Here is a 23,665-nt window from a genome sequence, read left to right as displayed (position 1 = left end):
CTCCCGCTCTCGCTGGGGATTGCAGCGGCCTCCGGGGCGCCCATCATGGCGGGACTTATCGCCGCCACCATCGGGGGGATCGTGGCCGGAAGCCTCGGCGGCTCACCCCTCCAGGTGAGTGGACCGGCGGCCGGACTGACCGTCGTCGTGGCCGGCCTCGTCCAGGAATTCGGCTGGCAGGTGACCTGCGCCATCACCGCGGCCGCCGGCGTCGTCCAGCTTTTGCTGGGTTTCAGCCGGGTGGGAAGGGCCGCCCTGGCGGTGTCGCCGGTAGTGGTCAAGGCCATGCTCGCCGGCATCGGCGTCACCATCATCCTGCAACAACTGCACGTGATTCTCGGGTCCCGGCCCGCCGGATCCGCCCTGGAGAACCTCGCCGGACTCCCGGCGGCCATTACCAACCTCGAGCTGCACGCGGCCCTGCTGGGGCTGGCCGTCGTGGCGATCCTGCTGTGCTGGAAGTTCCTGCCCGCCGCTGTCCGGCGGATTCCCGGGCCCTTGGCCGCCGTCGCGGCAGGAACCGCACTGTCCGTGGCTTTTGCGCCCGGCGTTGAACGCATATCCCTGGACGGGTCCATCGTCGACGCCATCGCCCTGCCGCAGCTCCCTGACGGAAACTGGCGCGCCTTCGCGTTCGCCGTCATGACCATGGCGCTGATCGCCAGTATCGAGTCCCTTCTGTCCGCTGTGGCCGTGGACAAGATGCAAACCGGTCCGCGGACAAACCTCAACCGGGAGCTTATTGGGCAGGGTACGGCAAACATCCTCTCCGGGTCGCTGGGCGGCCTACCGGTGACGGGTGTGATCGTGCGCAGCGCCACCAATGTGGAAGCGGGCGCGGCCACGCGCACGTCCGCGGTGCTGCATGGGGTGTGGATCCTTGCGTTCTCGGCCCTCTTCTCCGGTCTGATCCAGCTGATTCCGTTGGCTGTCCTGGCCGGCCTGCTGGTGGTGATCGGTGCCCGCCTGATCAAAGTGGCGGACATCCGCACCAGCCTGCGGACCGGGGATCTCCCGATCTATGCGGTGACCCTGGTCTGCGTGGTGTTCCTGAACCTGCTTGAGGGCGTCATGATCGGCCTTGCGCTTGCCGCCGCCAACGTCCTCTGGCGTGTCCTGCGGGCCCAGATCCATGCCCACCCGCCGGCCGCCCCGTCGTCGCCCTGGCGCGTGACGATCGCCGGTTCGTGCAGCTTCTTCGCGCTGCCAAAGCTCAACCCCGTTCTCCAGGTTGTACCGGCCGGCAGGAACGTGGTGGTGGAGCTGAACGCGGACTACGTCGACCACTCTTTCCGTGAAGCCCTGCTCGCCTGGCAGCTGCAGCACCAGGCCACCGGTGGAACCGTGCGCCTTGAGGAACACGGCAACACCGTTTTCCAGGATGCCGGTCACCAGGCACCCAGGCGCGAGGAAGCCACCGAACTGCCGCTCCCGCCGCGGAAGGAACCCCTGCTGGTGGGGGTCAACAAGTACCACCGCCGGTTTGCCCACCAGGTCCGTCCGCTGGTCCATGACCTGACGGAAGGCCAGAACCCTGACAGCCTGTTCGTGGCCTGCGTCGATTCCCGCGTCAACCCGAACCTGATCACCAGCAGCGGCCCCGGAGATCTGCTCACGCTGCGGAACATCGGCAACGTGGTGTGCAGCCACGGGCGGGACGCCTCGATTGATTCGGCCCTGTCCTTTGCCGTCAACCGCCTGCGGGTGCAGTCCCTGGTCATTTGCGGGCACTCCAACTGCGGTGCCATGAACGCGCTCCTTGCGGAAGCCGACAGCGGAGACAACAGTTCCCTGGGCCCGGCGTTCACCCAGTGGCTGGACCACGCCCGGCCCAGCTATGCGGCACTGCTGGCTGGGCACCCGGTGGGCAAGCAGGCCGCCGCAGCGGGCTACGGGACCGTTGACCAGCTCTCGATGGTCAACGTGGCCGTGCAGCTGGCAAAGCTCCAGGACCATCCGGTGGCCGGCCCCGCACTGGCCGATGGGACGGTCCAGGCCACGGGACTTTTCTATGACATTGCCACGGCCCGGGTCCTTCAGGTTTCCGCCGACGGCATCGAGAACCTGGAACCTGCCTTCGGCGCCGGCCGCCAGGGCAGCGTCGCCGCAGCCGGCCGCTAGCCAGCGGACTTAAAAGGGAGGCGCCCCGGTCCTGACGTGGACCGGGGCGCCTGGCGCCAGATGCGCTGGAGGCTATTTCACCTTGCTGGACCGCGCGATGTCCCAGGTATTGGTCGAGGCTGCCATGAGCAGCGCCGCGCCGAGCATGTGCGCTGCCACCAGCAACGCCGGAATGCCGTTGTAGTACTGCGTGAACCCGATGATGGCCTGCAGCACGGTAACGCCCAGGAGCATCAGGACTGCCGTCCGGAACGGTCCCGAAATGCGGCGGCGAATGACCAGCACCAAGGCCACCACGGTGCCCGCCGTCACCAGGTAGGCCGGTACGGCGTGGATGTGGGAGAACAGGTCCCAGTCGAGGTCGTTGCGGGGGGCGTCAGCGTCACCGGCGTGCGGACCGGCGCCGGTGACGACGACGCCAAGCATGACGGCCACGGCGGAGAAGAGTGCGACGGCGGCCGTCACCGGACGCAGCACGGCCGGCAGTTCCGCGGGGCGGCCTGCGGGGAAGCGGCCGGTCCGGCCGAAGGCGCGGTTCACCAGCAGGGTGGAGAACACCACCAGGGCCATCGACACCAGGAAGTGCAGGCCCACCACCCACGGGTTGAGGTTGGTGAGCACGGTAACGCCGCCGATGACGGCCTGTGCTGGGATGCTGGCGAGCAGTCCGAGGGCCAGCAGGAAGAGGTCCTTGCGTTCCTTCCGCAGGTTCCACAAGTAGACCAGCATGAGCGCGGCCACAGCGGCCAGCGCGAAGGTCAGGAGCCGGTTGCCGAACTCGATGAAGCCGTGGATGCCCATCTCGGGAGTGTTCACAATCGAGTCCGAGGTGCAGCGGGGCCAGGTGGGGCAGCCAAGGCCTGAGGCCGTGAGGCGGACAGCGCCGCCCGTGACCACCAGAAGCGTCTGGCCGATCAGGGATGCGACGGCGAGGCGGCGAATGCGTACGTCCACCGTGCGGGGGAGCCGCGACGCCAGGCGGCCGGCAAGCTGGGGAAGGCGTGAAGCCGTGGTCACGATTATCTCAATTCCACTTGAACCAACGGATGGCTGCGGCTCCGGCAATGACTGTCCAGAGCAGCAGGATCAGGGCGGCGCCGCCGTTCACGGCCCCGCCCAGGAAAGCGGCGCGCATCGATTCACCGAGGGCGCCGGAAGGCAGGAAATGGACTACGGCCTGCGCCGCGGCGGGCAGCCGTTCGGCCGGGAGGACGATCCCGCCCATGGCACCGAGGAGGATCCACAGCAGGTTAGTGATCGCCAGCGTCGCTTCCGGCCGGACGGTTCCGGCCACCAGCAGCCCCAGGGCAGTGAAAGCCGCTGCGCCCAGTGCCAGCAGCGCCAGCGCGGGGAGCCAGCCGGCCGCCGTCGGCTGCCACCCCAGCGCCAGGGCAACAAGGCCCACCACCACTACCTGGAGGCAGAGGACGGCCAGCACCGAGAGAACTTTGCCGGCGATCAGGCCGCCGCGCCCAAGGGGCGTCGTGGACAGGAACCGGAGCACCCCGTAGCGGCGGTCGAAGCCGGTGGCGATGCCCTGGCCGGTGAAAGCCGTGGACATGGCGCACAGGGCCAGGATGCCCGGAACGGCCACGTTGATGCGGCTGGAGCCCATTCCGTCCAGGAAGGGCGTCACCGTCAGGCCGACCAGTGCCAGCAGGGGCAGCACCACGGCCAGGATCAGCTGTTCGCCGTTGCGCAGCATGGTCAGTGCCTCGTATTTGCCCTGCAGGAGGACGCGGCGCAGCAGGGACGCGGGCTGCTGCGTCTCCCGGATCGCTGCGGTACTCATCGGATGTCCTTTCCCGAGATATCCAAAAAGACGTCTTCAAGGCTACGCGCCTGGAGGCTCATCGACGCCGGCATGATGTCCTTTGCTTCCCACCACTGGGCAAGCGCAGAGAGGTGGCGGGGCGTGAGGGCACCGGTGACGGCGTAGCTGCCCGCGCGGGTTTCGGAGACGTCGACGCCGTCCGGCAGCACGGCAGCCAGGTCCAGCCCGGCGGGTGCTTCGAACACCAGGGTCCGGACGTGCTCGCCGGCGTGGTCCGCCACGGGGCTGCGCTGCAGCAACTCATGGACGGTTCCTTCGGCGACGTTGCGGCCGCCGTCGATGATGTACACATAGTCCGCAAGGCGCTGGGCGTCGTCCATGAGGTGGGTGGTCAGGATGATTCCCATGCCGCCGTCGCGCAGTTCGGCAATCAGGTCGAACACCAGCTGGCGGGACTGCGGGTCCAGGCCGGCGCTGGGCTCGTCCAGGAACAGGACTTCGGGCCTGCCGATCAGGGCTGCCGCAAGTGCCAGGCGCTGCTTCTGGCCGCCGGACAGCCGGCGGACGCTGGTGCGGCTGAAAGTATCGATGCCGAGCCGGCCCACCAGGTCCTGCAACGGCCAGGGGCGGGCGTACAGCCCGGCGATATGCCGCAACAGTGGCAGTGGCCTGGCCGAGGGCGGAAGCCCGCCGTCCTGCAGCATCACACCGACGCGGGAGCGCAGGTCGGCGCCTGCCATGGCGGGGTCCTGGCCCAGCAGCGAGATGCTGCCGCCGCTGCGCTTCTGGAGGCCCTGGGCGCACTCAAGGGTCGTCGTCTTTCCGGCGCCGTTCGCGCCCAGCAGGGCGGTGACCTGCCCGCGCTCCGCGGTGAGGGAGACGCCGCTGACAACCCTGAGCATCTTTCCGTCCAGGCTGGAAAGGGGGCCTACGTCCTTGATGAGCCCATGGATGGACAGGACGGGGGACTGGGGGGATCGCACCACAGTATTCTACGGGATGTAGTATATGGAGCCGTCCGTCAGGAAGGTCCCCTATCCTTGGAGTTTTGCGTGCAGCCGGCCAAGGTCAGCCTGCCCTTACTGGAGCACGAGACTAAATTACGACATGATTGTGTTGTGTATTCCATGACCAACGCTACCGCTGTGCCTGTTGCCGGGCCGGGTCCCGCCGCGTCCGGTCCTGTGGCGGACGCCGACGAGCGCACCCGGGACCGGGTCCTTGCTGCCGTCCTGGAACACGGTCCCGTCAGTGCGGCCGAGTTGGGGGACATGCTGGGGTTCACCCCGGCCGCTGTCCGGCGCCACCTCGACCACCTGTCCCGGGCCGGCATTATCGAGGTCAAGCGGGTTGCCAAGCCGGGAGCAGGTGCCGGCCGGCCCGCACGCCGCTACGTCCTCAGCTCGCAGGGCCAGTCCAGCCTGGGCAATGACTACCTGGACATTGCAGCCCTTGCCCTCCAGCAGCTGCAGAAGGTGGCCGGCCCCGACGCCGTACGGGCGTTCGCCGAGGAGCGGTTCGCGGACATGGAACGGCGCTACGCGCCCGAAATGGAAAAAGCCGGTCCGGACATCAGGGACCGCGCCACCGCCCTGTCGGCCGCCCTCAGCCGCGACAACTTCGTGGCATCCGCCGCCTCCATCGAGGCCAAGGCACCCCTGCCCGCGGCGCTTTCCAGCGTGCAGCTCTGCCAGGGCCACTGCCCCATCCAGCAGCTCGCCGCCCGCTTCCCGGTGTTCTGCGACGTCGAAACGGAAGTCTTCTCGAGGCTGGTGGGAGTGGACGTACGCCGGCTTTCCACCCTGGCCCGTGGTGGCCACGTCTGCACCACCCACATTCCCACAGGCAGGCTGTCTGCCAGACCGGCCACCGCGCCGGCGGCAGCCCCCGCCCGCCTGGACGAAGTAACCAACCATCAGCAAGAAAGGCCGTGATGACGGACCAACTATCAGAGAAAGCAGTAGCCGAAAACACTGTGATCTCGGAGATTCTGGAGAAGAATCCCGAGCTCCACGGCATCGGCAACTACGAGTACGGCTGGGCTGACAAGAACGACGTCGGCGCCAATGCACGGCGTGGTCTCGATGAAGAGGTAGTCCGGGACATCTCGGCCAAGAAGAGCGAGCCGGAATGGATGCTCGACCTCCGCCTCAAGGGCCTGAAGTACTTCGACCGCAAGCCCATGCCCACCTGGGGTGCAGACCTCTCCGGCATCGACTTCGACAACATCAAGTACTTTGTCCGCTCCACCGAAAAGCAGGCTGCCACCTGGGAAGACCTCCCGGAGGACATCCGCAACACGTACGAGAAGCTGGGCATCCCGGAAGCCGAGCGCAGCCGCCTCGTTTCCGGCGTTGCCGCCCAGTACGAGTCCGAGGTGGTGTACCACCAGATCCGTGAGGACCTCGAGGCCCAGGGCGTCATCTTCCTGGACACCGACACCGCTTTGAAGGAACACCCGGAGATCTTCCAGGAGTACTTCGGCACCGTGATCCCGGTGGGCGACAACAAGTTCGCGTCGCTGAACACCTCAGTGTGGTCCGGCGGTTCCTTCGTATACGTACCCAAGGGCGTCCACGTCGACATCCCGCTGCAGGCGTACTTCCGCATCAACACCGAGAACATGGGCCAGTTCGAGCGGACCCTGATCATCGCCGACGAGGACTCCTACGTCCACTACATCGAAGGCTGCACGGCGCCGATCTACACCTCGGACTCGCTGCACTCCGCCGTGGTGGAAATCATCGTGAAGAAGGGCGCCCGCGTCCGCTACACCACCATCCAGAACTGGTCCAACAACGTGTACAACCTGGTGACCAAGCGCGCGGTCTGCGAAGCCGGCGCCACCATGGAATGGGTGGACGGCAACATCGGCTCCAAGGTCACCATGAAGTACCCGGCCGTGTACCTCGTAGGCGAAGGGGCCAAGGGCGAGACCCTGTCCATCGCGTTCGCCGGCGAGGGCCAGCACCAGGACACCGGCTCCAAGATGGTGCACATTGCGCCGAACACCAAGAGCTCCATCGTCTCCAAGTCGGTGGCCCGCGGCGGCGGCCGTGCAGCCTACCGCGGCCTCGTGCAGGTCCGGGAAGGAGCCAAGCACTCCGCCAACACCGTGCGCTGCGACGCGCTCCTGGTGGACACCATTTCCCGCTCGGACACCTACCCGTACATCGACATCCGCGAGGACGATGTGCAGCTGGGACACGAGGCCACCGTTTCCCGCGTCAGCGAGGAGCAGCTCTTCTACCTCATGTCCCGCGGCATGCCCGAGGACGAGGCCATGGCCATGATCGTGCGCGGCTTCATTGAGCCGATCGCCCGCGAGCTGCCCATGGAATACGCCCTTGAGCTGAACCGCCTCATCGAACTCCAGATGGAAGGATCCGTCGGTTAATGACTGCCGAAGCAACTACCGAGAAGGCGCGCATCGGCGCACCGTCGATCGCCGGTTTCACCGAGGAAGGCGAGCACCTGGTCGCCTCCAAGGTTGACCGCCACCACAGCCACGGCACCCAGGTCATGGCCTCCCGCGCCGAGCGGCTCACCAGCCATGACGTGGCCGACTTCGCCCTGCCCAACGGCCGGGAAGAGGAATGGCGCTTCACCCCGGTGCGCGAACTGGCCAACCTGCTGTCCGATACCCCGTCGGAGGCCGGCGCCCTGAGCCTTTCGGTCGAGGCGCCCGCATCCGTGGTCCAGCGGACCCTTCGCGAAGGTGAGGCCCCCCGTGGCTCCACCCTCGTCCCCGCCGATCGGGCCGCCGTCGTGGCTTCCGCGAACGCCGGCGACGCCCAGCTCATCTCCATCCCTGCGAACGCCGAGTTGGACGAGCCTGTGCGACTGGTCCTGACAGGCAACGCTGCAGGACGCCGTACCAACTCCCACGTGGTGATCCAAGCCGGAGTCAACAGCCGCTCCGTCGTGATCATTGAGCACGACGGCACCGCAGACCACAACGGCAACGTTGAGGTCCTGGTCGGCGAAGGCGCCCACCTCACGGTGGTTTCCCTGCAGCTGTGGGGGGACGACGCCAAGCACCTGGCACAACACGATGCCGAGGTTGCCAAGGACGCCGTATACAAGCACATTGCCGTAACGCTTGGCGGCAAGATTGTGCGCCTGAACTCCAACGTCCGCTTCGCCGGGGAAGGTGCCGAGACGCAGCTCCTGGGCCTGTACTACGCCGATGCGGGCCAGCACCTCGAGCACCGCTCCTTCGTGGACCACAACGTGGCCAACTGCAAGTCCAACGTCCTGTACAAGGGCGCGCTGCAGGGCAAGGGTGCGCACACGGTGTGGGTTGGCGACGTGCTGATCCAGAAGCAGGCTGAGGGAACCGACTCCTACGAGAAGAACCAGAACCTGGTACTCACCGACGGTTGCCGCGCGGACTCCGTGCCCAACCTCGAGATCGAGACGGGCCTGATCGAGGGCGCCGGCCACGCAAGTGCCACCGGCCGGTTCGACGACGAGCACCTGTTCTACCTGATGGCCCGCGGCATCCCCGAGGATGTTGCCCGCCGCCTGGTGGTCCGCGGCTTCCTGAACGAGATCATCCAGCAGATCAAGGTCCCGGCCCTCGAAGAGCGCCTGACCGAGGCTGTGGAACGCGAACTCGCGGCAATCGACTACTAGGGACAGGCAGGCAGGAACGTATGAGCGGCACACCCAAGGGCGAGCTGGTTTGCAGCGCCAATGACATCCAGGTCAAGCAGGCGCTGCGGATCCTGATCGACGGCTACCCCGTAGCCGTCGTGCGGGATTCTATGGGGGACATCCACGCCATTGGAGACACCTGCTCGCACGCGGACATTTCCCTGTCCGAGGGCGACGTGGAAGGCTGCGCCATCGAGTGCTGGGGCCACGGCTCCCAGTTCGACCTGCGCAGCGGCCAGCCACTGCAGCTTCCCGCCTACGATCCTGTTCCGGTGTTCGCCGTCGAACTCGACGGAGACGACGTCTACGTGGACGTCACCAACGTTTTGAACGGTGCAGCAGTAGACAACTACTGAGCGCCCGCAGCATCAGACTTACGAGCGAAAAGAAAGAAGAGCATGTCAACTCTTGAGATCAAGGACCTGCACGTCAGCATTGAGACGGAGCAGGGCACCAAGGAGATCCTGAAGGGCGTCAGCCTGACCATCAAGACCGGCGAGACGCACGCCATCATGGGCCCCAACGGCTCCGGCAAGTCCACCCTGGCCTCCACCATCGCCGGCCACCCGCGCTACACCGTCACCAGCGGCACCATCACGCTGGATGGCGAGGACGTGCTGGCCATGAGCGTTGACGAGCGCGCCCGTGCAGGCGTCTTCCTGGCCATGCAGTACCCGGTAGAGGTTCCGGGTGTCACCATGACCAACTTCCTGCGCACCGCCAAGACCGCAATTGACGGCGAAGCACCCAAGCTTCGTACCTGGACCAAGGACGTCAAGGATGCCATGGAGAAGCTGCGCATCGATGCCGACTTCGCCCAGCGCAACGTCAACGAAGGCTTCTCCGGCGGCGAGAAGAAGCGCGTAGAGATCCTCCAGCTGGAACTCTTCAAGCCCAAGTTCGCCGTCCTGGACGAGACCGACTCCGGCCTGGATGTCGACGCGCTGAAGATCGTCTCCGAGGGCGTCAACCGCGCACACTCTGAGGGCAACATGGGCACGCTGCTCATCACGCACTACACGCGTATCCTGCGCTACATCAAGCCTGAATTCGTCCACGTGTTCGTTGATGGCCAGGTTGTCGAGGAGGGCGGCCCCGAGCTGGCCGACCGTCTCGAGGAAGAAGGCTACGACCGTTACGCAAAGGGCGCCGGCGCAGCTACCATCGCGGCCGAGGCCGCAGTACAGGCCTAGTTAGGACTTGTCATGACCGAAATCAAGCCGGGCCGTACGGCCCTGGAGGACGTCGAAGAGGCGCTCAAGGACGTCATCGATCCTGAGCTTGGCGTTAACGTGGTGGACCTCGGCCTGCTGTACGGCCTGAAGTACTCCGACGAGGACGGCGCGCTCCTGATCGACATGACGCTCACCACCGCCGCCTGCCCGCTCACCGATGTGCTCGAGGAGCAGGTGGGCCAGGCCCTGGACGGCGTTGTGGACGACTGGCGCCTGAACTGGGTATGGATGCCGCCATGGGGTCCTGAGCGGATCACCGATGACGGCAAGGACCAGATGCGGGCCCTCGGCTTCAACATTTGACAAACCTGAAGTACGACGACGGCCGGTCACCTTCTCCACGAAGGTGACCGGCCGTCGTCGTCGGTCCGTCGATTGCTCCGTAAATGTCGTTATGACCTCTCAAAACGGCAATTACTCAGCAATCGATGGGGGTGAGCCGGGTTAGAGGGTTGCGGCGCTGAACGTGTCGCACTGGTTGATGTCGCCGGACTGGTAGCCCCGCGAGAACCAGCGCTGGCGTTCCTCGCTGGAGCCGTGCGTCCAGCCTTCGGGGGAGACGCGGCCGGTGGCGGCCTTCTGGATGCGGTCGTCACCCACGGACGCGGCGGCGGACAATGCGTCGTTCACATCCTGCGGGGTGAGGGGCTCCAGGTACGGCTGTCCCGTGGCCGGGTCCGGCGTGGTGGAGGCGTACTTGGCCCACAGTCCCGCGTAGCAGTCAGCCTGCAGTTCGGTGCGGACGGAACCGGACTCGGGTCCCTGCGGATCCTGCTGCGCCCGCTTCAGGTCACCGAGCAGGTTCTGGACGTGGTGGCCGAACTCGTGCGCCACCACATACTCCTGCGCCAGGGGGCCGCCGGAGGACCCGAAGCGGTCCACGAGTTCCTGGAAGAACCCGGGGTCGAAGTACGCCGTGGTGTCCGTGGGGCAGTAGAAGGGGCCCACCTCGGAGGTCGCGGAACCGCATGCGGTGTTGGTGCCGCCGCTGAAGATGACCGCTTCAGGCCGGGGGTACTGCACGTTGTACTGCTTCAGGTAGCCGGGCCAGAAGGCGTTAAGGCTGTTGACGGTGCCCGTGATCCGGCAGTCCAGCCTCGCGTCGGCGTCAGCGCCGGTGCTGCAGGCCGGCGCCGTACCCTGTGACTGCCCGGCGTTGCCGCCGTCGGTCAGGCCCCCGAGCAGGTTGGGGTTGATGCCCAGGAGGAGGGCAACCAGCAGGACCAGGCCGCCGCCGATGCCGCCGCCCACTTTCACCCCGGTGCCCATGCCCCGGCGGTCCTGGACCTGCGAGGGATCCAGCTGAACGTTGTCATTGAAACTCATAACATCACATTACCCGCGGGCCGGGCCCTCAATCCGCCCGGCCGGTAGAGTTGATCCGTGCCTTTCCTCGACAAGCTCCAGCGCTGGGCCGGGCAGCGGCCGCACGACACCGCCGTCGTGATCGCCGGACGCCGCCTGGACTGGGAGCAGCTGCGGGACGCCGCCGCTGAACTGGTGGCCGGGACCAAGTCCGTCACGGCGCTGTGCGAGGCCAATTCCGTGGACTTTGCCGTGAAATTCGCGGCCGCCGTGGCGGGCGGCCGGCAATGCGCCGTCCTGGATCCGGCGTGGTCCGCCCCGCTGCAGGAAGACATCATCCGGCGGGTGGAAGCATGCGCCGGTCCGGCCCCGGTGTCCCCGGATGACCAGTTGGCGGACGGGCCGCCGGACTCCAGCTTCCTGATCGGCCTCACCTCCGGGACCACGGCCGTACCCAAAGCGTTCACCCGCTCCCGGCAGTCCTGGCAGCAATCCTTCGACGCCTCGATCGAGTTCTTCGGGCTTCGGCAGGATGACGTCACCCTGGCACCCGGTCCGCTGGCCGCCAGCCTGAACCTCTACGCCCTGGCTGAGTGCCTGTACGCCGGTTCGGAGTTCCAGACGCTGGAGACGTTCGACGTCGGCGACGTCCATGCGGCCATCACCCACGACCGGGTCACCCGGCTGGTCCTGGTGCCCACCATTCTGCGGATGCTCAGCGAACGCGGAATGACCGGATGCGTCGATGCCTCCGGCGTGCGGACCATCATCTGCGCCGGTTCCAAGCTTGATGCCCGCACCCTCGAAGCGGCCAGGCGCTGGGCTCCCAATGCCACCATCTACGAGTACTACGGCGCCTCCGAACTGAGTTTCGTCTCCGGCCTGGGCCTGGCCCCCGGCCAGGCTGCGACCGCCGGCGGCACCGGTATCGGCCGGCCGTTTCCAAGGGTCGACGTCCGGATCCTCGATGACGACGGCGCACCCGTCCCCGACGGCGGCTACGGCAACATCTGCGTCCGCAGCGGCATGGTGAGCAACGGCTACCTGTGGGGTGACGACGGCGAAGCGCTGCGGTCCTTCGGCGACTGGTACACGGTGGGGGACCAGGGCTACCTGGCGGACGGTGAGCTGCACATCCTTGGCCGGCGTGCCGACATGATCCTTACAGCGGGGAGGAACGTCTACCCGCACGAGGTGGAACTGGCGCTGGCCGCCGTTCCCGGGGTTGCGGCAGCTGTCGCCGCCGGGATGGCCGATGACTTGCGCGGCCAGCGTGTGGTGGCTGGTGTGGTGCCGTCCCACGGCGGAATTTCTGCCACCCAGCTGCGGGCCGGACTGGAGGACATCCTGTCCCGGCACAAGCGGCCCTTGCAGTACTACCTGCTCCAGGAGCTTCCCACCACGGACCGCGGAAAGGTCAGCCGGAACCTCCTGCTGGAGTGGATCAACGCCCGCGACCCCAGGGTGCGTGCCCTTGGCGCCTGACCTGCTGCCGCCTGACCTCCTGCCGCCCGAACGCCAGCCGGTCATCATCGCCGCGCGCCGGACCCCCGTGTGCCCCGTCAACGGCGCCCTGCGGAACCTGCGCGCCCACGAACTCCTGGCTCCGGTCCTCCGGAAGCTGGTGGCCGAAGTGCCGCTGGATCCCACGTCCGTCACCGACGTCGTTATCGGCAACGCCGTGGGCGGGGGCGGGAACGTCGCGCGGCTTGCCCTGCTGGAGGCGGGACTGCCGGCCGGCGTGCCTGGGATCACCGTTGACCGGCAGTGCGGTTCAGGCCTGGATGCAATCGTCCTTGCCGCCCGACTGGTGGCGGCCGGCGGCGGACCACTGTATTTAGCCGGTGGAGTGGAGAGCACCAGTACCGCGCCACTGCGGGCGCACAGGAAGGACGACGGCGGCCCGGAGTTTTACCGCCGCGCCCAGTTCGTGCCGGACAGCTTCGGGGACCCTGACATGGGCGTGGCCGCGGAAACGGTGGCCGAAGAGTACGGTGTTGCCCGCGAACGCCAGGATGACTTCGCGCTGGCCAGCCACCGGAAAGCCCTCGCTGCCATCCGGGACGGACGCTTCATGGATGAACTCGTGCCGCTGGAGACCCCCGCGGGGACCGTCTCGTCGGACGGCGGCCCGCGGGCCGGCCTGACCCCTGCAGTCATGGCACGGTTCCCTGCCGCCTTTGTGCCAGGAGGAACTGTCACCGCCGGAAACTCCTGCTTTGACGCAGACGCTGCCTCCGCCGTCGTCGTAACGTCCCTTGCGCGGGCGCGCCGACTGGGGGTGCGTGATGCCCTGCTGGTGCGCGGCACGGGTACCGCCGGGGTGGCTCCGCAGGTGCTGGGGATGGGCGCTGTTCCGGCTGCGCGGGGTGTGTTGGCTGCTGCAGGCGTGAAAGCGGACGAGGTGGACCTGGTGGAATTCAACGAGGCGTTCGCTTCGCAGACGCTCGCGTGCCTCGACCAGCTGGGCATCGCTCCCGGCCGGGCAAACCTCGACGGCGGGGCGCTGGCGCTGGGGCACGCCTACGGTGCGTCAGGTGCCGTACTGGTGACCCGGCTGCTGGCCCAGGCGCGGCGGGCGGACACCGAGGGTGCCCTGGGTCTGGCGATGATCAGCATGGCCGGTGGCATGGGCACGGCGGCGCTCCTGGAATACCGGCGGATGTAACGCCGCCTGGCGTCCCCGCCGGTCAGTCTTCCGCTTCGCCCAGGCCGCGGGCGGCCAGTGCCTCACCTGTTTGGCGGGCGTAGGCCACGGACGTGATGAAGACCGGCAGGACCAGCGCGCGCGGGTTGCGCTCCAGTCCCCGGGCCTTGGCGGAGTCGCGGACGTCGGCGAAGGTGCCGGCGATGAAGGGAATGCTGCGGAGCATTATGCCGATGGTCAGCGCGAAGCGTTCGGGATCGGCGCCGAACCTTTTGAAGGGCCGCGCCAGGTGGACCACACCGTCCAGGAGCCGCTGGATCGGCGTGGTGGCTGTGAGCAGGGACGCTGCCACGACGCAGACCAGGATGTTCAGCACGATCCGGCCCGCTGTTGGTCCGCCAAGCTGCCACCACTGGAAGAGTCCGATGACCAGGAGCACGGGGGCCAGCGGGCGGACGGCGTGCCACAGCCGCTTCAACCCCGCGCCTGTTGCGAGGAACAGGCCGCAAAGGACGGCCAGGATCGCCGCGGAGATGCGCCAGTCCACGATGAGGAAGGAAAGCAGGCCCGAACCGATAACCAGGAGGAACTTCAGGGCCAGCGGCGCCCGGTGTACCAGTGAGGTGCCGGGCACGTAGTTTGCCAGGAGGAAGCCGTGGCCCCTCATGTGGAATCCCGCCCTGTGGCGTCGAGTCCCTGCAGGCACCATGAGCGGTAGGCCGCCACCGCATCCGCCGGGGCGCCGTCGAAGGCGACGCGGCCCTGGTCGATGACCAGGACCCGGTCCATGTCCAGGGCCAGGTCAAGGTCGTGGGTGGACATGATGATCTGCTGGTCCAGGTCCGCGAGGGTCCTGCGGAGCAGCTCGCGGTTGCGCAGGTCAAGGAGGGTTGAGGGCTCGTCCAGCACCAGCACCCGGGGTTGAAGGGCAAGCACGGCGGCCAGCGCCATCAGCTGCCGTTCGCCGCCGGACAGCTCGTAGATGCTTTGGTCCGCCAGGTGAAGCAGGCCCAGGCGTTCGAGGGCTTTGTTTGCCAGCCGCCGCCGCTCCGCACCGTTCTTGGTTGAGCGGCGGAGGGACAGTTCCACGTCTTCCCGTCCGGTGGGCATCACCAGCTGGGAGAGGGGATCGGTGAAGACGAACCCCACGTTGCGCCTGACCTTCCGGACGGCACCTACTGTGTCGTCGCCGTCGACCGTTACGGTGCCGCTGGTGGGCTGGACGAGTCCGTTGATGAGGCGCAGCAGCGTGGATTTGCCGGATCCGTTGGCGCCGATGACGCCCACCCGGGCTTCGTCCAGCCTGAGGCTGACTGCGTCCAGGAGGACCTTGGGCTGCGGGGAGTCTTCGCTGTCGACGGCGACACCCACCTGTTCAAACGTTACTGCCGGCATGCGTTGTCCCTAGGCGCTTTGGGTGGGCTGGGTGCGTCGGCGCACGCGGCGGACCAGCACGTCGGGGAAGGCCCGGTGCAGGGCGACGGCGACGGCGGCGGCGAGGAGATTCTTGATGATGTCTCCCGGGTAGAAGACCAGGTCGCTGAGGAAGGCCTGCTCCAGGGTGGCCTTGGAGTTGAGGGCAATTCCCAGGACGCCCAGCGTGTGCACGAAGACAACGCTCGTGACCGTGGCGGCCAGGAAGAACCACAGGGCGCGTGCCTTCGTGGTCCGCCGGATGACCACAGTGGCCAGCCAACCCACCACGGCGGCGGCGATGGGGAAGGCGATGATGTAGCCGGCCGAGGGCCCGGCAAGGATGGCCAGGCCACTGCGGCCCTGGCTGAAGATGGGCAGGCCGGCCAGGCCCAGGAGGGTGTAAAGTCCGACGGCGGCGAATCCGCGGGCGGGGCCCAGCACCAGGCCGGTGAGCATCACGGCAAGGGTCTGGAAGGTGATGGGGACGCCGAAGCCGTTCAGGGCCAGTCCCGGCACCAGGGCTGCGCCGGCAACGAGGGCGGCGAAGACGGCGATCAGTCCCAGATCGGTGCCGTTCCAGCGGCGGCGCTCCGTCCGTTTGCTGGTTTCTGTGGTGGTCTCGGTGTTGCCCATGATGGTCCTGTCGGGGTTGTACAAGCGGAATCTAATGTACAGCCGACGCTACCGGGGCGGAACAGGGACCATTTTGTAGGGGTCCTACTAAGGGAGCGTGTGGGTGCTTTCGGGTGGGCACAAGCGGGCCGCGCCGCGCTATCCGTCCCTTGTCATGGAGCGGAGCACGGCCTGGAAGCCTGGACTGACGTGGATGGTGAGCGTGCCGTCGTCCTGCACCTGGGTAAGTTGCTCGTAACCCGTGCCGTTCCACCAGTAGACGTGCGGGCTCACCGACCCGGCCGCGTCGGCGTAGCCCATGGCGGTGAACCGTGCCATTCCGTTGAGCACTGGGACGACGGTGGCGTCCTCGACGATGTGCCAGACAACCTGGTGCCGGTTCGGGATGCTCATCAGCCACCCAAAATCTTCTACAGCGCGCCGGCCAGTGAGTTCTGTGGCCAGACCCGGCAGAAGCAGGGCGCGGCTTGCGGTGTAAACAGATTCACCCAGGAGGGCATTGAAGGTGCCCCCTCCAGGCGCGGGGAGGGTTTCGAGTTGTTCGATCTCCAGACGGCGGAGGTTTTCGATGCCCTGTCCCTGGAGGGCTTCCCAGCCGCCAAATCTGTTCGCGTTGTCATGGTTGAAGACTGCAACGGTGTCTGGAAGGTCGAGGGCGAGCATCTCGACAATGCCCGGTGCGAACTCCCTGTGTGGGTAGCTCTGTATCCCCGGGATGCTTGCCTCGTCGTGGAGGCGGCCGAAGGTCCGGCTCTGCACGTCCTGAGGGGCCAGGACGCCGAACGGATCGGGTGCCTCAAAGCTCGCCAGTACGCGTTCAAGATGGTCGGCGATCAAGCCGCGCCACATGGACTGGGGCTGCTCATAGCAAATGGCCCCGATGTTCCAGAAGCCGAATTCGCGTCCGGAACCGTCGACGGCATGGCCCGGGTGGACCTCCACTTCGAGTCCCGCCTCGGCGAAGACTTCGCGCGCGGTGGCCCGGAACTCGCCGGCCTTGGAATGGGTGAAGAACGTCAGGGCGGAGTCAGGTGTCTCCGCTTCCGGAGATTTCCTCTTGAAGATACCCACAGTTGCTCGCTCTCGGGGGCCGGGACAGCTGGAAAGGGTCAGTCTACGGAATTTCCGCATTTCCACCGGGCTCCGGCTGGGAATCTTGAGGAGAAACGCGCTTTTCGGATCATAGGCAGCGTTGACGGGTGAAGTTTGTGCTCTGGCTGGGAAGATCGGGTCATGGATTCGATCTTCGTGAATGGAACCGTCGGCGTTGGAAGGCTCGTCCAGAGGTGCTGGAGTCACGCCTGCGCTTCCGCCATCGGGACGATCCTGAACGCCTCACGTGGCATCTGGACCACGTCAACGAGTTGTCAAAAGTTCTTGAAGCTGCAGAGATCGATGACCTGGTTCTGGACTCCTCCGACATTCCTGCCGTAGAGCTCGCAGTGGCTGTTCGGCGGGCCGCTGGCTGGGACTGATCCCGGGAGCGCCTGCCCAACCGAACACGAACTCTGCTGGTCTGTACAGAGGCTGTCGGCGCACGGGAGACTGACGCCATGCGGAAACTGACCTACGCCATGAATGTGAGCGTTGACGGGTACATCGCAGCGCCCGGCGACGACCTCGGTTGGAGCGTACCGAGCGATGAGCTGTTCCAATGGTGGTCCGACCGGGTCGCAGCGACGGGCCTGGCACTGTACGGCCGCAAACTCTGGGAGACCATGAGCTCGCACTGGCCGACCGCCGACCAGCATCCTGGCGCCACACCGGCGCAGATCGAGTTCGCCCACCGCTGGCGCGACATGCCAAAGGTGGTGTTCTCCTCGACGATCAGCACCGTCGACTGGAATGCACGCCTGGTCACCGGCGATCCGGTCGCCGAAATCATCCGCCTCAAGGCCGGCGAGGGCGGTCCCATGGACATCGTCGGTGCCACACTCGCCGCGGCGGCCATCCGGGCCGGGCTGATCGACGAGTACGTGACCGTCACGCATCCGGTCCTGCTGGGAGGCGGCACACCGTACTTCACGGCCCTGGAAGGAAGGATGAACCTGGGCTTGGTAGAGACCCGGACATTTCCTGGTGGCGTGGTCCTGACCAGGTACCAGGCCACGCGCTGAGTTCCCCGGATGGATTGGGACGTCCCGAAATCACCTTTACAGCCGTCCGCCTTCCAGACGCTTGGTGGCAGCGCGTTCCACAAGCTTGGGTACCAAGCTCCGCACGGGGCCGGCGTTGAAGGCGGAGTATTCCTCGCAGACGGCGTCTTCGACGTCCGTCCGGGAACGTCCGGGAAACCTGCCCGCAAGCGTGTTGATGACGGATATCAGTGCTTGTTGTTCCTCACCGCGCTCCATGCCCACCTCTTCGTCGAAGTCCAGCTTAACTAGCCTGCCTAGTATTTAGGGTGGCAAGCAAAAAGTCCAACGCCAGGGTGCCGCAGAGCGCCCGCGTCCGGTGGTGGGCGGGCCTCGACCCGGACAATGCGGGCTTGGTACCGTGTGGCCCATGCCCATCAAACTCGAGAATGTAGGCATCGCGGTCCGCGATTTGGAAGAGGCGATCGCTTTCTTTACCGACCTGGGGCTCATTGTCCTGGGCCGCCAGACTGTGAGCGGGGAATGGGCCGATACCGCCGTCGGTCTCGACGGCAACCACGCCCGGATAGCCATGCTCCAAACACCGGATGGCAAGGGCCGCCTCGAGCTCTTCGAATACATCCACCCCGACGCGATCGAGACTGAGCCCACCCTGCCCAACGAGATCGGCATGCACCGCGTTGCCTTCTCCGTTGACGACATTGGCAACGCACTTGAGATCGCCGCAAGGCACGGCTGCCATCCCCTGCGTGGCGTGGCAACGTACGAAAACGCCTACAAGCTCAGCTATGTCCGGGGCCCCAGCGGCATCATTGTGATGTTCGCGGAGGACCTGACGAAGGGCTGAGCCTGCAGGCGGGCTGCAATATACTCCGAATATGCCCATCACGCACCCAGCCCCCAATGCTCAACGCCCTGACCACAAGATTCGCGGGGGCCAGCTGTGAGCGGCGGCCTCGTAGCCCTGCTGGATGACGTCGCAGCCCTGGCCCGCATCGCGGCAGCATCAGTGGATGACGTCGCCGCCGGTGCAGCCAAGGCAGGGGCCAAGGCCGCCGGGGTAGTCATCGACGACGCCGCGGTCACACCGCAGTACGTCTCAGGTGCGGACCCGTCACGCGAACTGCCGATGATCAAGAAGATCTTCTGGGGCTCCATCCGGAACAAGCTCCTGATCATCCTGCCCGCCCTGCTGCTCATCAGCGCCTTCATCCCCTGGATCATCCCGTTCATCCTCATGCTCGGCGGCACTTACCTCTGCTACGAGGGCGCCGAGAAGGTCTGGCACAAGCTCCGCGGCGGCCACCACGAGGAGGACGAAGCGCCGGCGGTGGAACGCGGGCACGACGCCGAGGCCAAGGTCGTCAAGGGCGCCATCACGACCGACTTCATCCTGTCCTGCGAGATCATGGTCATCTCCATGAACGAGGTGGCCACAGAATCCATCTGGGTCCGTGCGTTCATCCTGGTCCTGGTGGCGTTCGCCATCACCGTGCTCGTGTACGGCGCCGTCGCGCTCATCGTCAAGATGGACGACATCGGTGTGCACCTGGCTGCCAAGGACTCTCCCCGCTCCAAGCGCTTCGGGAGGTTGCTGGTCACGGGCATGCCCGCCGTGCTGGCCACCATCACCTTCGTCGGAACGATCGCCATGCTGTGGGTTGGCGGCCACATCATGCTGCAGGGCGCGCATGACCTCGGCTGGCACGCACCCTACGACCTGGTCCACGCGCTGGAGCACCCGGTGGCAGGGGTCGCGGTTGTCGGCGGTCTTTTGGCTTGGCTCGTCAACACCCTGTGCTCAACGGTCGTCGGGCTCGTCTGGGGCCTCATCGTCCTGGCGGTGGTGGGCCCGCTTCTGAAAGTGCTGCCGTTCGGCAAGGCCAAGGGCGGCCACAATGAGGCGGCCGCGTCTGCCGGGAATGGCGGCCACGGGCCCGCCGAGCCAAGAGACTGACAGGTGCCGCACCGGCCGCGCGTTTCAGAACGCGTAGCGGATGCGGCAGTACGGTGCGATGTCCTGGATCAGCCCGGTCAGCTGCCGCACGTAACCGGCCTTGGCCCGTGACCGGTAGCGGACGTTGTTGAAACCGTTGGACGAGGTTTTTAATTCCTGGAGGTCTGGGCGCCACAGGACGTTCTCAGCCTGCGGATGCCAGCCCAGGTTGACCTCGTGCAGCTGCTCGTTGTGGGTCAGGAAGATGACCTCCGCCGCGAGCTGGGCCTTGGCTGCCTCCGTCAACGTCGCATCGAGTTGGCGGAGCAGCGCTTCCCAGTCGGCCAGCCAGGTGTCGGTGATGACGACGGGGGAGAAGTTCACGTGCACTTCGTAGCCTGCGTCGACAAAGTCATTGATCGCGGCCAGCCGTTCCACGACCGGCGACGTCCGGACATCAATGGACTTGGCCAGGTCCGCCGGCATCAGGGAGAAGCGGATCCGGGTGTGGCCGCCATGGTCCCACGCCAGCATTTCCTGGTTGACGAATTTGGTGGCGAAGGACAGCTTGGCGTTGGGCAGTTCGCGGAAAAGCCCCACAAGTTCCTCAACGTTGGGGCTGAGCAGCGCATCCACCGAACAGTCGCTGTTTTCGCCGACGTCATAGACCCACAGTTCCGGGTCGCACTGGTTGGGCTCCAGCTTGAGCCCCTGGCGGGTGGCGTGCCGCTCCAGCGTCGCCGCGATCTGGTCGATGTTGGCGAACACCGTTATTGGATTGCTGTAGCCCTTGTGCCGCGGAACGTAGCAGTAGGCGCACGCCATGGCGCAGCCGTTCGCAGTGGAAGGTGCAATGAAGTCCGCCGAGCGCCCATTGGGTTTGACGGTCAGCGACTTTTTGATCCCCAGGACCAGTGCCTCCGTCTTGATCCGGGACCAGCGCGGCACGTTGGTTTCGTCACCGTGCAGGTCCGGGATGTTCCAATGGCTGTCCACCAGTACGACGTCGGCGTCAGGCCAGCGCGCGACAATCTCCCGGCCACGGGGCAGCTCCAGGGCGGCTGGCTGTGCGTAAATACGCCGGATCTGGAGCAGCCGATCGAATTCCATGACCCCATTCTGCTTGAACCTCCGGGGCGCAGCCGGCAGTTAAGCCCACGGCGCCATCACCGGACGGCCGGAAGTTTCTGCTGCTGAAACTGGCGTGGCCCGCCGGACGGTAGACTGGATTGTGCCGTTCTCCGGCCACTCTGCCCCAGCGTCCCTTCGCACACAGTGCGCGGACCGTGGCGTTCCCTGTTGTGAAAGGCCTTACCTGCTGTGATTACTGTCCAGGATCTTGAACTGCGCGCCGGTGCCCGGCTCCTCATGGACCAGGTGAGCTTCCGCATCGACAAAGGGGACAAGATCGGCCTGGTGGGCCGGAACGGTGCGGGCAAGACCACGCTGACCCGTGTCCTCGCGGGCGAAGGCCTGCCCGCCGCCGGCAAGGTGACCCGCAGCGGAGAAATCGGGTACCTGCCCCAGGACCCGCGGACCCCCGACATGGAACAGTTGGCGCGGGACCGGATCCTTTCCGCCCGCGGCCTGGACATCGTCGTCGGCAAACTGCGCAAGGCGCACGACGAAATGGCGAGCGAGGACGCCGACGTCCAGCGCAAAGCCATGAACCGGTACGACCGGCTGGAATCCGAGTTCCTGGCCGCGGGCGGCTACGCGGCCGAGGCCGAAGCAGCCTCGATCTGTTCCAACCTTGCCCTCCCTGACCGGCTGCTGAACCAGCCGCTCAAGACGCTCTCCGGCGGCCAGCGGCGCCGCGTGGAGCTGGCCCGCATTCTGTACTCGGATGCCGAGACCATGCTCCTGGACGAACCGACGAACCACCTCGACGCCGACTCCATCGCCTGGCTGCGGGACTTCCTGAAGAACCACCAGGGCGGCCTGATCGTTATCAGCCACGACACCGACCTGCTTGAAGCCACCGTCAACAAGGTGTTCCTGCTGGACGCGAACCGCGCCCAGATCGACTTCTACAACATGGACTGGAAGCGCTACCTCCTGCAGCGCGAGACTGACGAGCGGGCCCGGAAGCGTGAACGGGCCAACGCCGAAAAGAAGGCGCAGGTCCTCATGGACCAGGCCAACAAGATGCGGGCCAAGGCCACCAAGGCTGTTGCCGCGCAGAACATGGCAAAGCGTGCCGAACGGCTGCTCAGCGGACTGGAAGCTGTCCGTGAGCAGGACCGCGTGGCAGCCCTGCGGTTCCCGGACCCCTCACCCTGCGGCAAGACCCCGCTCACCGCGGACGGGCTCAGCAAGTCCTATGGGTCGCTGGAGATCTTCACCGACGTGGACCTGGCCATCGACCGTGGGTCCAAGGTGGTCATCCTGGGCCTCAACGGTGCCGGCAAGACCACCCTGCTGCGCATGCTTGCGGGTGTGGATACCCCGGACACCGGCGAGGTCATCCCGGGCCACGGCCTCAAGGTGGGCTACTACGCCCAAGAGCACGAAACCCTGGACCACAACCGCACCGTGCTGGAGAACATGCGCTCGTCCGCGCCGGACATGAAGGACGCCGAGGTCCGCGGCATCCTGGGCTCATTCCTGTTCTCCGGCGACGATGTAGACAAGCCCGCAGGCGTGCTCTCCGGTGGTGAGAAGACACGCCTGGCCCTGGCCACCATCGTGGCCTCAAGCGCCAATGTGCTCCTTCTCGACGAGCCCACCAACAACCTGGACCCCGCCAGCCGCGCGGAAATCCTCGGCGCGCTCCGGAACTACACCGGCGCCGTCGTGCTGGTCAGCCACGACGAAGGTGCTGTCGAGGCCCTGAACCCCGAACGGGTCGTCATGCTTCCGGACGGCGTGGAAGACCTCTGGAACGAGGACTACCTGGACCTGATCACCCTGGCCTAGTTGTCCTGAGAGTGAGGGCTGCGTTCGCACCCCCGGCCGGGTGATTTGCCGCTTGCTGGCTCGTTCCTCGCCTCTGACGCAAGCTACGCAAATCACCCGGCCGCTGGCGCTTGAGCCTCCGGAGGAGTTCAAGACACCTCACTTCCTGCCCCACGCAGTCGTGGCAGCTGAAGAGGCTGTTACTCAGCACGCAAAGCCTTGACCACTCGCAGGCCGCGTGGTTCCACTATCGTTGCCGGGTTCGGCTGGTCAGGTCGGGGTGACCCGTTTGGCGTTCGCGCTGGCTTGCCTGGCACGAGCGCAGCAGCGTGGGTGATTTACGTAGCGTGCGTCAAAGGCGAGGAACGAGCCAGCACGCGGGAAATCACGCACGTTGCGAAGCGGACGGAAGAACCGCAACTGGCTAAGGGACCGCCGTCGTGCTTCTCCACGTCCTAGTACCCCTGCGCGTCCAGGAGGGCGTCTTCTTCCTCCTCGGCCGTCGCCTTCTTACGCTTGCGCGGCGGTGCGGGCTGGCGCCGGGCGGCCTGGACGGCGGAGTGGACCGCTCCGTCCAGTTCCGGCTCGTCCTGGTCCTCGGCGTCGATCGCTGCGTTACGCGCCTGCTGCCGGGCCGCGTAGCCGAAGCCCACGAACATCAGGACCCCGAAAGCGAACCACTGCAGCGAGTAGGACAAGTGCGTCCCCTCGTCAGTGGACGGTTTGGGGAAGGCAACCGGCATCTCCGCCGGCGCCGGCGTTTCCGAGGCCAGCTGGCCGTACGCACCCGTCATCAGGGGATAACCCAGCTGCGCTGAGTAGGTGGGAAGGTCAATGGATGCCAGCTGCCCCTCGGGTGCCCCGCGCTGCAGCTCCGGCTCACCATGCTTCAAACGGACGACGGCGGTCACGTCACCGGAGGGCGGGGCGGGCACGGAGTCAGGG

At 66.4% G+C, this 23,665-nt stretch carries 25 protein-coding genes; 14 read left to right on the top strand and 11 right to left on the bottom strand.

Features of this window, described 5'->3' with window-relative positions; translation table 11 throughout:
• Nucleotides 1-2,121 (top strand): SulP family inorganic anion transporter (locus BACI349Y_RS10515; RefSeq protein ID WP_159632049.1); only part of this gene is annotated, 2,121 nt, incomplete at its 5' end.
• 72 nt (nucleotides 2,122-2,193) lie between these two features.
• Here BACI349Y_RS10515 and BACI349Y_RS10510 read toward each other — a convergent pair.
• The 3 genes from BACI349Y_RS10510 to BACI349Y_RS10500 are packed head-to-tail and all read right to left on the bottom strand — an operon-like array spanning nucleotide 2,194 to nucleotide 4,878.
• Nucleotides 2,194-3,138, bottom strand: coding sequence for a COX15/CtaA family protein (locus BACI349Y_RS10510; RefSeq protein ID WP_159632048.1), 945 nt, complete (start codon nucleotides 3,136-3,138; stop codon nucleotides 2,194-2,196).
• Between the two features lie 7 nt (nucleotides 3,139-3,145).
• Entirely contained in the window at nucleotides 3,146-3,913 is a 768-nt protein-coding gene (locus tag BACI349Y_RS10505; RefSeq protein WP_159632047.1) for an ABC transporter permease, read from the bottom strand.
• Nucleotides 3,910-4,878: an ABC transporter ATP-binding protein gene (locus BACI349Y_RS10500; RefSeq protein ID WP_159632046.1), complete on the bottom strand. Its 969-nt coding sequence runs from the start codon at nucleotides 4,876-4,878 to the stop codon at nucleotides 3,910-3,912. The genes BACI349Y_RS10505 and BACI349Y_RS10500 overlap by 4 nt, the downstream gene beginning before the upstream one ends.
• 144 nt (nucleotides 4,879-5,022) lie before the next feature.
• Here BACI349Y_RS10500 and BACI349Y_RS10495 point away from each other — a divergent pair, with 144 nt between their 5' ends.
• The 6 genes from BACI349Y_RS10495 to BACI349Y_RS10470 are packed head-to-tail and all read left to right on the top strand — an operon-like array spanning nucleotide 5,023 to nucleotide 10,092.
• Nucleotides 5,023-5,829, top strand: coding sequence for a helix-turn-helix transcriptional regulator (locus BACI349Y_RS10495; protein ID WP_224026048.1), 807 nt, complete (start codon nucleotides 5,023-5,025; stop codon nucleotides 5,827-5,829).
• Nucleotides 5,829-7,292 (top strand): Fe-S cluster assembly protein SufB, encoded by a 1,464-nt coding sequence (sufB, locus tag BACI349Y_RS10490; protein WP_159632044.1) that lies wholly within the window; start codon nucleotides 5,829-5,831, stop codon nucleotides 7,290-7,292. Before BACI349Y_RS10495 ends, sufB begins: the two co-directional genes overlap by 1 nt.
• Nucleotides 7,292-8,533 carry a Fe-S cluster assembly protein SufD gene (sufD, locus tag BACI349Y_RS10485; protein WP_159632043.1) on the top strand — a complete coding sequence of 414 codons (1,242 nt, stop codon included), beginning with the start codon at nucleotides 7,292-7,294 and terminating at the stop codon, nucleotides 8,531-8,533. The genes sufB and sufD overlap by 1 nt, the downstream gene beginning before the upstream one ends.
• A gap of 20 nt (nucleotides 8,534-8,553) precedes the next feature.
• Nucleotides 8,554-8,910 (top strand): non-heme iron oxygenase ferredoxin subunit, encoded by a 357-nt coding sequence (locus tag BACI349Y_RS10480; protein ID WP_159632042.1) that lies wholly within the window; start codon nucleotides 8,554-8,556, stop codon nucleotides 8,908-8,910.
• 42 nt (nucleotides 8,911-8,952) lie between these two features.
• On the top strand, nucleotides 8,953-9,747 hold the full coding sequence (sufC, locus tag BACI349Y_RS10475) for a Fe-S cluster assembly ATPase SufC (protein ID WP_159632041.1): 795 nt from the start codon (nucleotides 8,953-8,955) through the stop codon (nucleotides 9,745-9,747).
• 12 nt (nucleotides 9,748-9,759) lie between these two features.
• Complete coding sequence (locus tag BACI349Y_RS10470) at nucleotides 9,760-10,092, top strand: metal-sulfur cluster assembly factor (protein ID WP_110543073.1); 333 nt, start codon at nucleotides 9,760-9,762, stop codon at nucleotides 10,090-10,092.
• A 141-nt stretch (nucleotides 10,093-10,233) separates the two neighbouring features.
• On the opposite strand, the gene ypfJ is transcribed toward BACI349Y_RS10470, so the two are convergent.
• Nucleotides 10,234-11,115 (bottom strand): KPN_02809 family neutral zinc metallopeptidase, encoded by an 882-nt coding sequence (gene ypfJ / locus BACI349Y_RS10465; protein ID WP_159632040.1) that lies wholly within the window; start codon nucleotides 11,113-11,115, stop codon nucleotides 10,234-10,236.
• Nucleotides 11,116-11,172: 57 nt separating this feature from the next.
• Here ypfJ and BACI349Y_RS10460 point away from each other — a divergent pair, with 57 nt between their 5' ends.
• Together BACI349Y_RS10460 and BACI349Y_RS10455 are read left to right on the top strand one after the other, a co-directional pair.
• A complete protein-coding gene (locus BACI349Y_RS10460; protein ID WP_159632039.1) occupies nucleotides 11,173-12,579 on the top strand; it encodes a class I adenylate-forming enzyme family protein in 1,407 nt (468 codons plus the stop codon).
• 4 nt (nucleotides 12,580-12,583) lie between these two features.
• Nucleotides 12,584-13,762: a thiolase family protein gene (locus BACI349Y_RS10455; RefSeq protein ID WP_159635522.1), complete on the top strand. Its 1,179-nt coding sequence runs from the start codon at nucleotides 12,584-12,586 to the stop codon at nucleotides 13,760-13,762.
• A 22-nt stretch (nucleotides 13,763-13,784) separates the two neighbouring features.
• Here BACI349Y_RS10455 and BACI349Y_RS10450 read toward each other — a convergent pair whose 3' ends face one another.
• The 4 genes from BACI349Y_RS10450 to BACI349Y_RS10435 form a co-directional block, all read right to left on the bottom strand.
• Nucleotides 13,785-14,408 carry an energy-coupling factor transporter transmembrane component T family protein gene (locus BACI349Y_RS10450; RefSeq protein ID WP_159632038.1) on the bottom strand — a complete coding sequence of 208 codons (624 nt, stop codon included), beginning with the start codon at nucleotides 14,406-14,408 and terminating at the stop codon, nucleotides 13,785-13,787.
• Nucleotides 14,405-15,136 (bottom strand): energy-coupling factor ABC transporter ATP-binding protein, encoded by a 732-nt coding sequence (locus tag BACI349Y_RS10445; RefSeq protein ID WP_159632037.1) that lies wholly within the window; start codon nucleotides 15,134-15,136, stop codon nucleotides 14,405-14,407. The genes BACI349Y_RS10450 and BACI349Y_RS10445 overlap by 4 nt, the downstream gene beginning before the upstream one ends.
• Before the next feature lie 9 nt (nucleotides 15,137-15,145).
• Complete coding sequence (locus tag BACI349Y_RS10440) at nucleotides 15,146-15,790, bottom strand: biotin transporter BioY (RefSeq protein WP_159635519.1); 645 nt, start codon at nucleotides 15,788-15,790, stop codon at nucleotides 15,146-15,148.
• A 138-nt stretch (nucleotides 15,791-15,928) separates the two neighbouring features.
• Nucleotides 15,929-16,861: a hypothetical protein gene (locus BACI349Y_RS10435; protein ID WP_159632036.1), complete on the bottom strand. Its 933-nt coding sequence runs from the start codon at nucleotides 16,859-16,861 to the stop codon at nucleotides 15,929-15,931.
• 215 nt (nucleotides 16,862-17,076) lie between these two features.
• Between BACI349Y_RS10435 and BACI349Y_RS10430 the strand changes: the two genes are divergently transcribed.
• On the top strand, nucleotides 17,077-17,265 hold the full coding sequence (locus BACI349Y_RS10430) for a hypothetical protein (RefSeq protein ID WP_159632035.1): 189 nt from the start codon (nucleotides 17,077-17,079) through the stop codon (nucleotides 17,263-17,265).
• 78 nt (nucleotides 17,266-17,343) lie between these two features.
• Entirely contained in the window at nucleotides 17,344-17,907 is a 564-nt protein-coding gene (locus tag BACI349Y_RS10425; protein ID WP_159632034.1) for a dihydrofolate reductase family protein, read from the top strand.
• A gap of 36 nt (nucleotides 17,908-17,943) precedes the next feature.
• On the opposite strand, the gene BACI349Y_RS10420 is transcribed toward BACI349Y_RS10425, so the two are convergent.
• Nucleotides 17,944-18,144, bottom strand: a complete 201-nt coding sequence (locus tag BACI349Y_RS10420) for a three-helix bundle dimerization domain-containing protein (RefSeq protein ID WP_159632033.1) — start codon at nucleotides 18,142-18,144, stop codon at nucleotides 17,944-17,946.
• A 151-nt stretch (nucleotides 18,145-18,295) separates the two neighbouring features.
• Here BACI349Y_RS10420 and BACI349Y_RS10415 point away from each other — a divergent pair, with 151 nt between their 5' ends.
• Nucleotides 18,296-18,733 (top strand): VOC family protein, encoded by a 438-nt coding sequence (locus tag BACI349Y_RS10415; RefSeq protein WP_159632032.1) that lies wholly within the window; start codon nucleotides 18,296-18,298, stop codon nucleotides 18,731-18,733.
• A 96-nt stretch (nucleotides 18,734-18,829) separates the two neighbouring features.
• A complete protein-coding gene (locus BACI349Y_RS10410; protein ID WP_159632031.1) occupies nucleotides 18,830-19,843 on the top strand; it encodes a DUF808 domain-containing protein in 1,014 nt (337 codons plus the stop codon).
• 24 nt (nucleotides 19,844-19,867) lie between these two features.
• Here the strand turns inward: BACI349Y_RS10410 and BACI349Y_RS10405 are convergent, their stop codons facing one another.
• Nucleotides 19,868-20,932 (bottom strand): spore photoproduct lyase family protein, encoded by a 1,065-nt coding sequence (locus tag BACI349Y_RS10405; RefSeq protein ID WP_159632030.1) that lies wholly within the window; start codon nucleotides 20,930-20,932, stop codon nucleotides 19,868-19,870.
• Between the two features lie 210 nt (nucleotides 20,933-21,142).
• Between BACI349Y_RS10405 and BACI349Y_RS10400 the strand changes: the two genes are divergently transcribed.
• Nucleotides 21,143-22,741 (top strand): ABC-F family ATP-binding cassette domain-containing protein, encoded by a 1,599-nt coding sequence (locus tag BACI349Y_RS10400; protein ID WP_159632029.1) that lies wholly within the window; start codon nucleotides 21,143-21,145, stop codon nucleotides 22,739-22,741.
• 434 nt (nucleotides 22,742-23,175) lie between these two features.
• On the opposite strand, the gene BACI349Y_RS10395 is transcribed toward BACI349Y_RS10400, so the two are convergent.
• A partial coding sequence (locus BACI349Y_RS10395) for an SURF1 family cytochrome oxidase biogenesis protein (RefSeq protein ID WP_328699853.1) occupies nucleotides 23,176-23,665 on the bottom strand: 490 nt, incomplete at its 5' end.

This window comes from Arthrobacter sp. 8AJ (assembly GCF_902506025.1).
Classification (GTDB): domain Bacteria; phylum Actinomycetota; class Actinomycetes; order Actinomycetales; family Micrococcaceae; genus Arthrobacter.
This window is presented reverse-complemented; position numbering and strand designations above follow the sequence as displayed.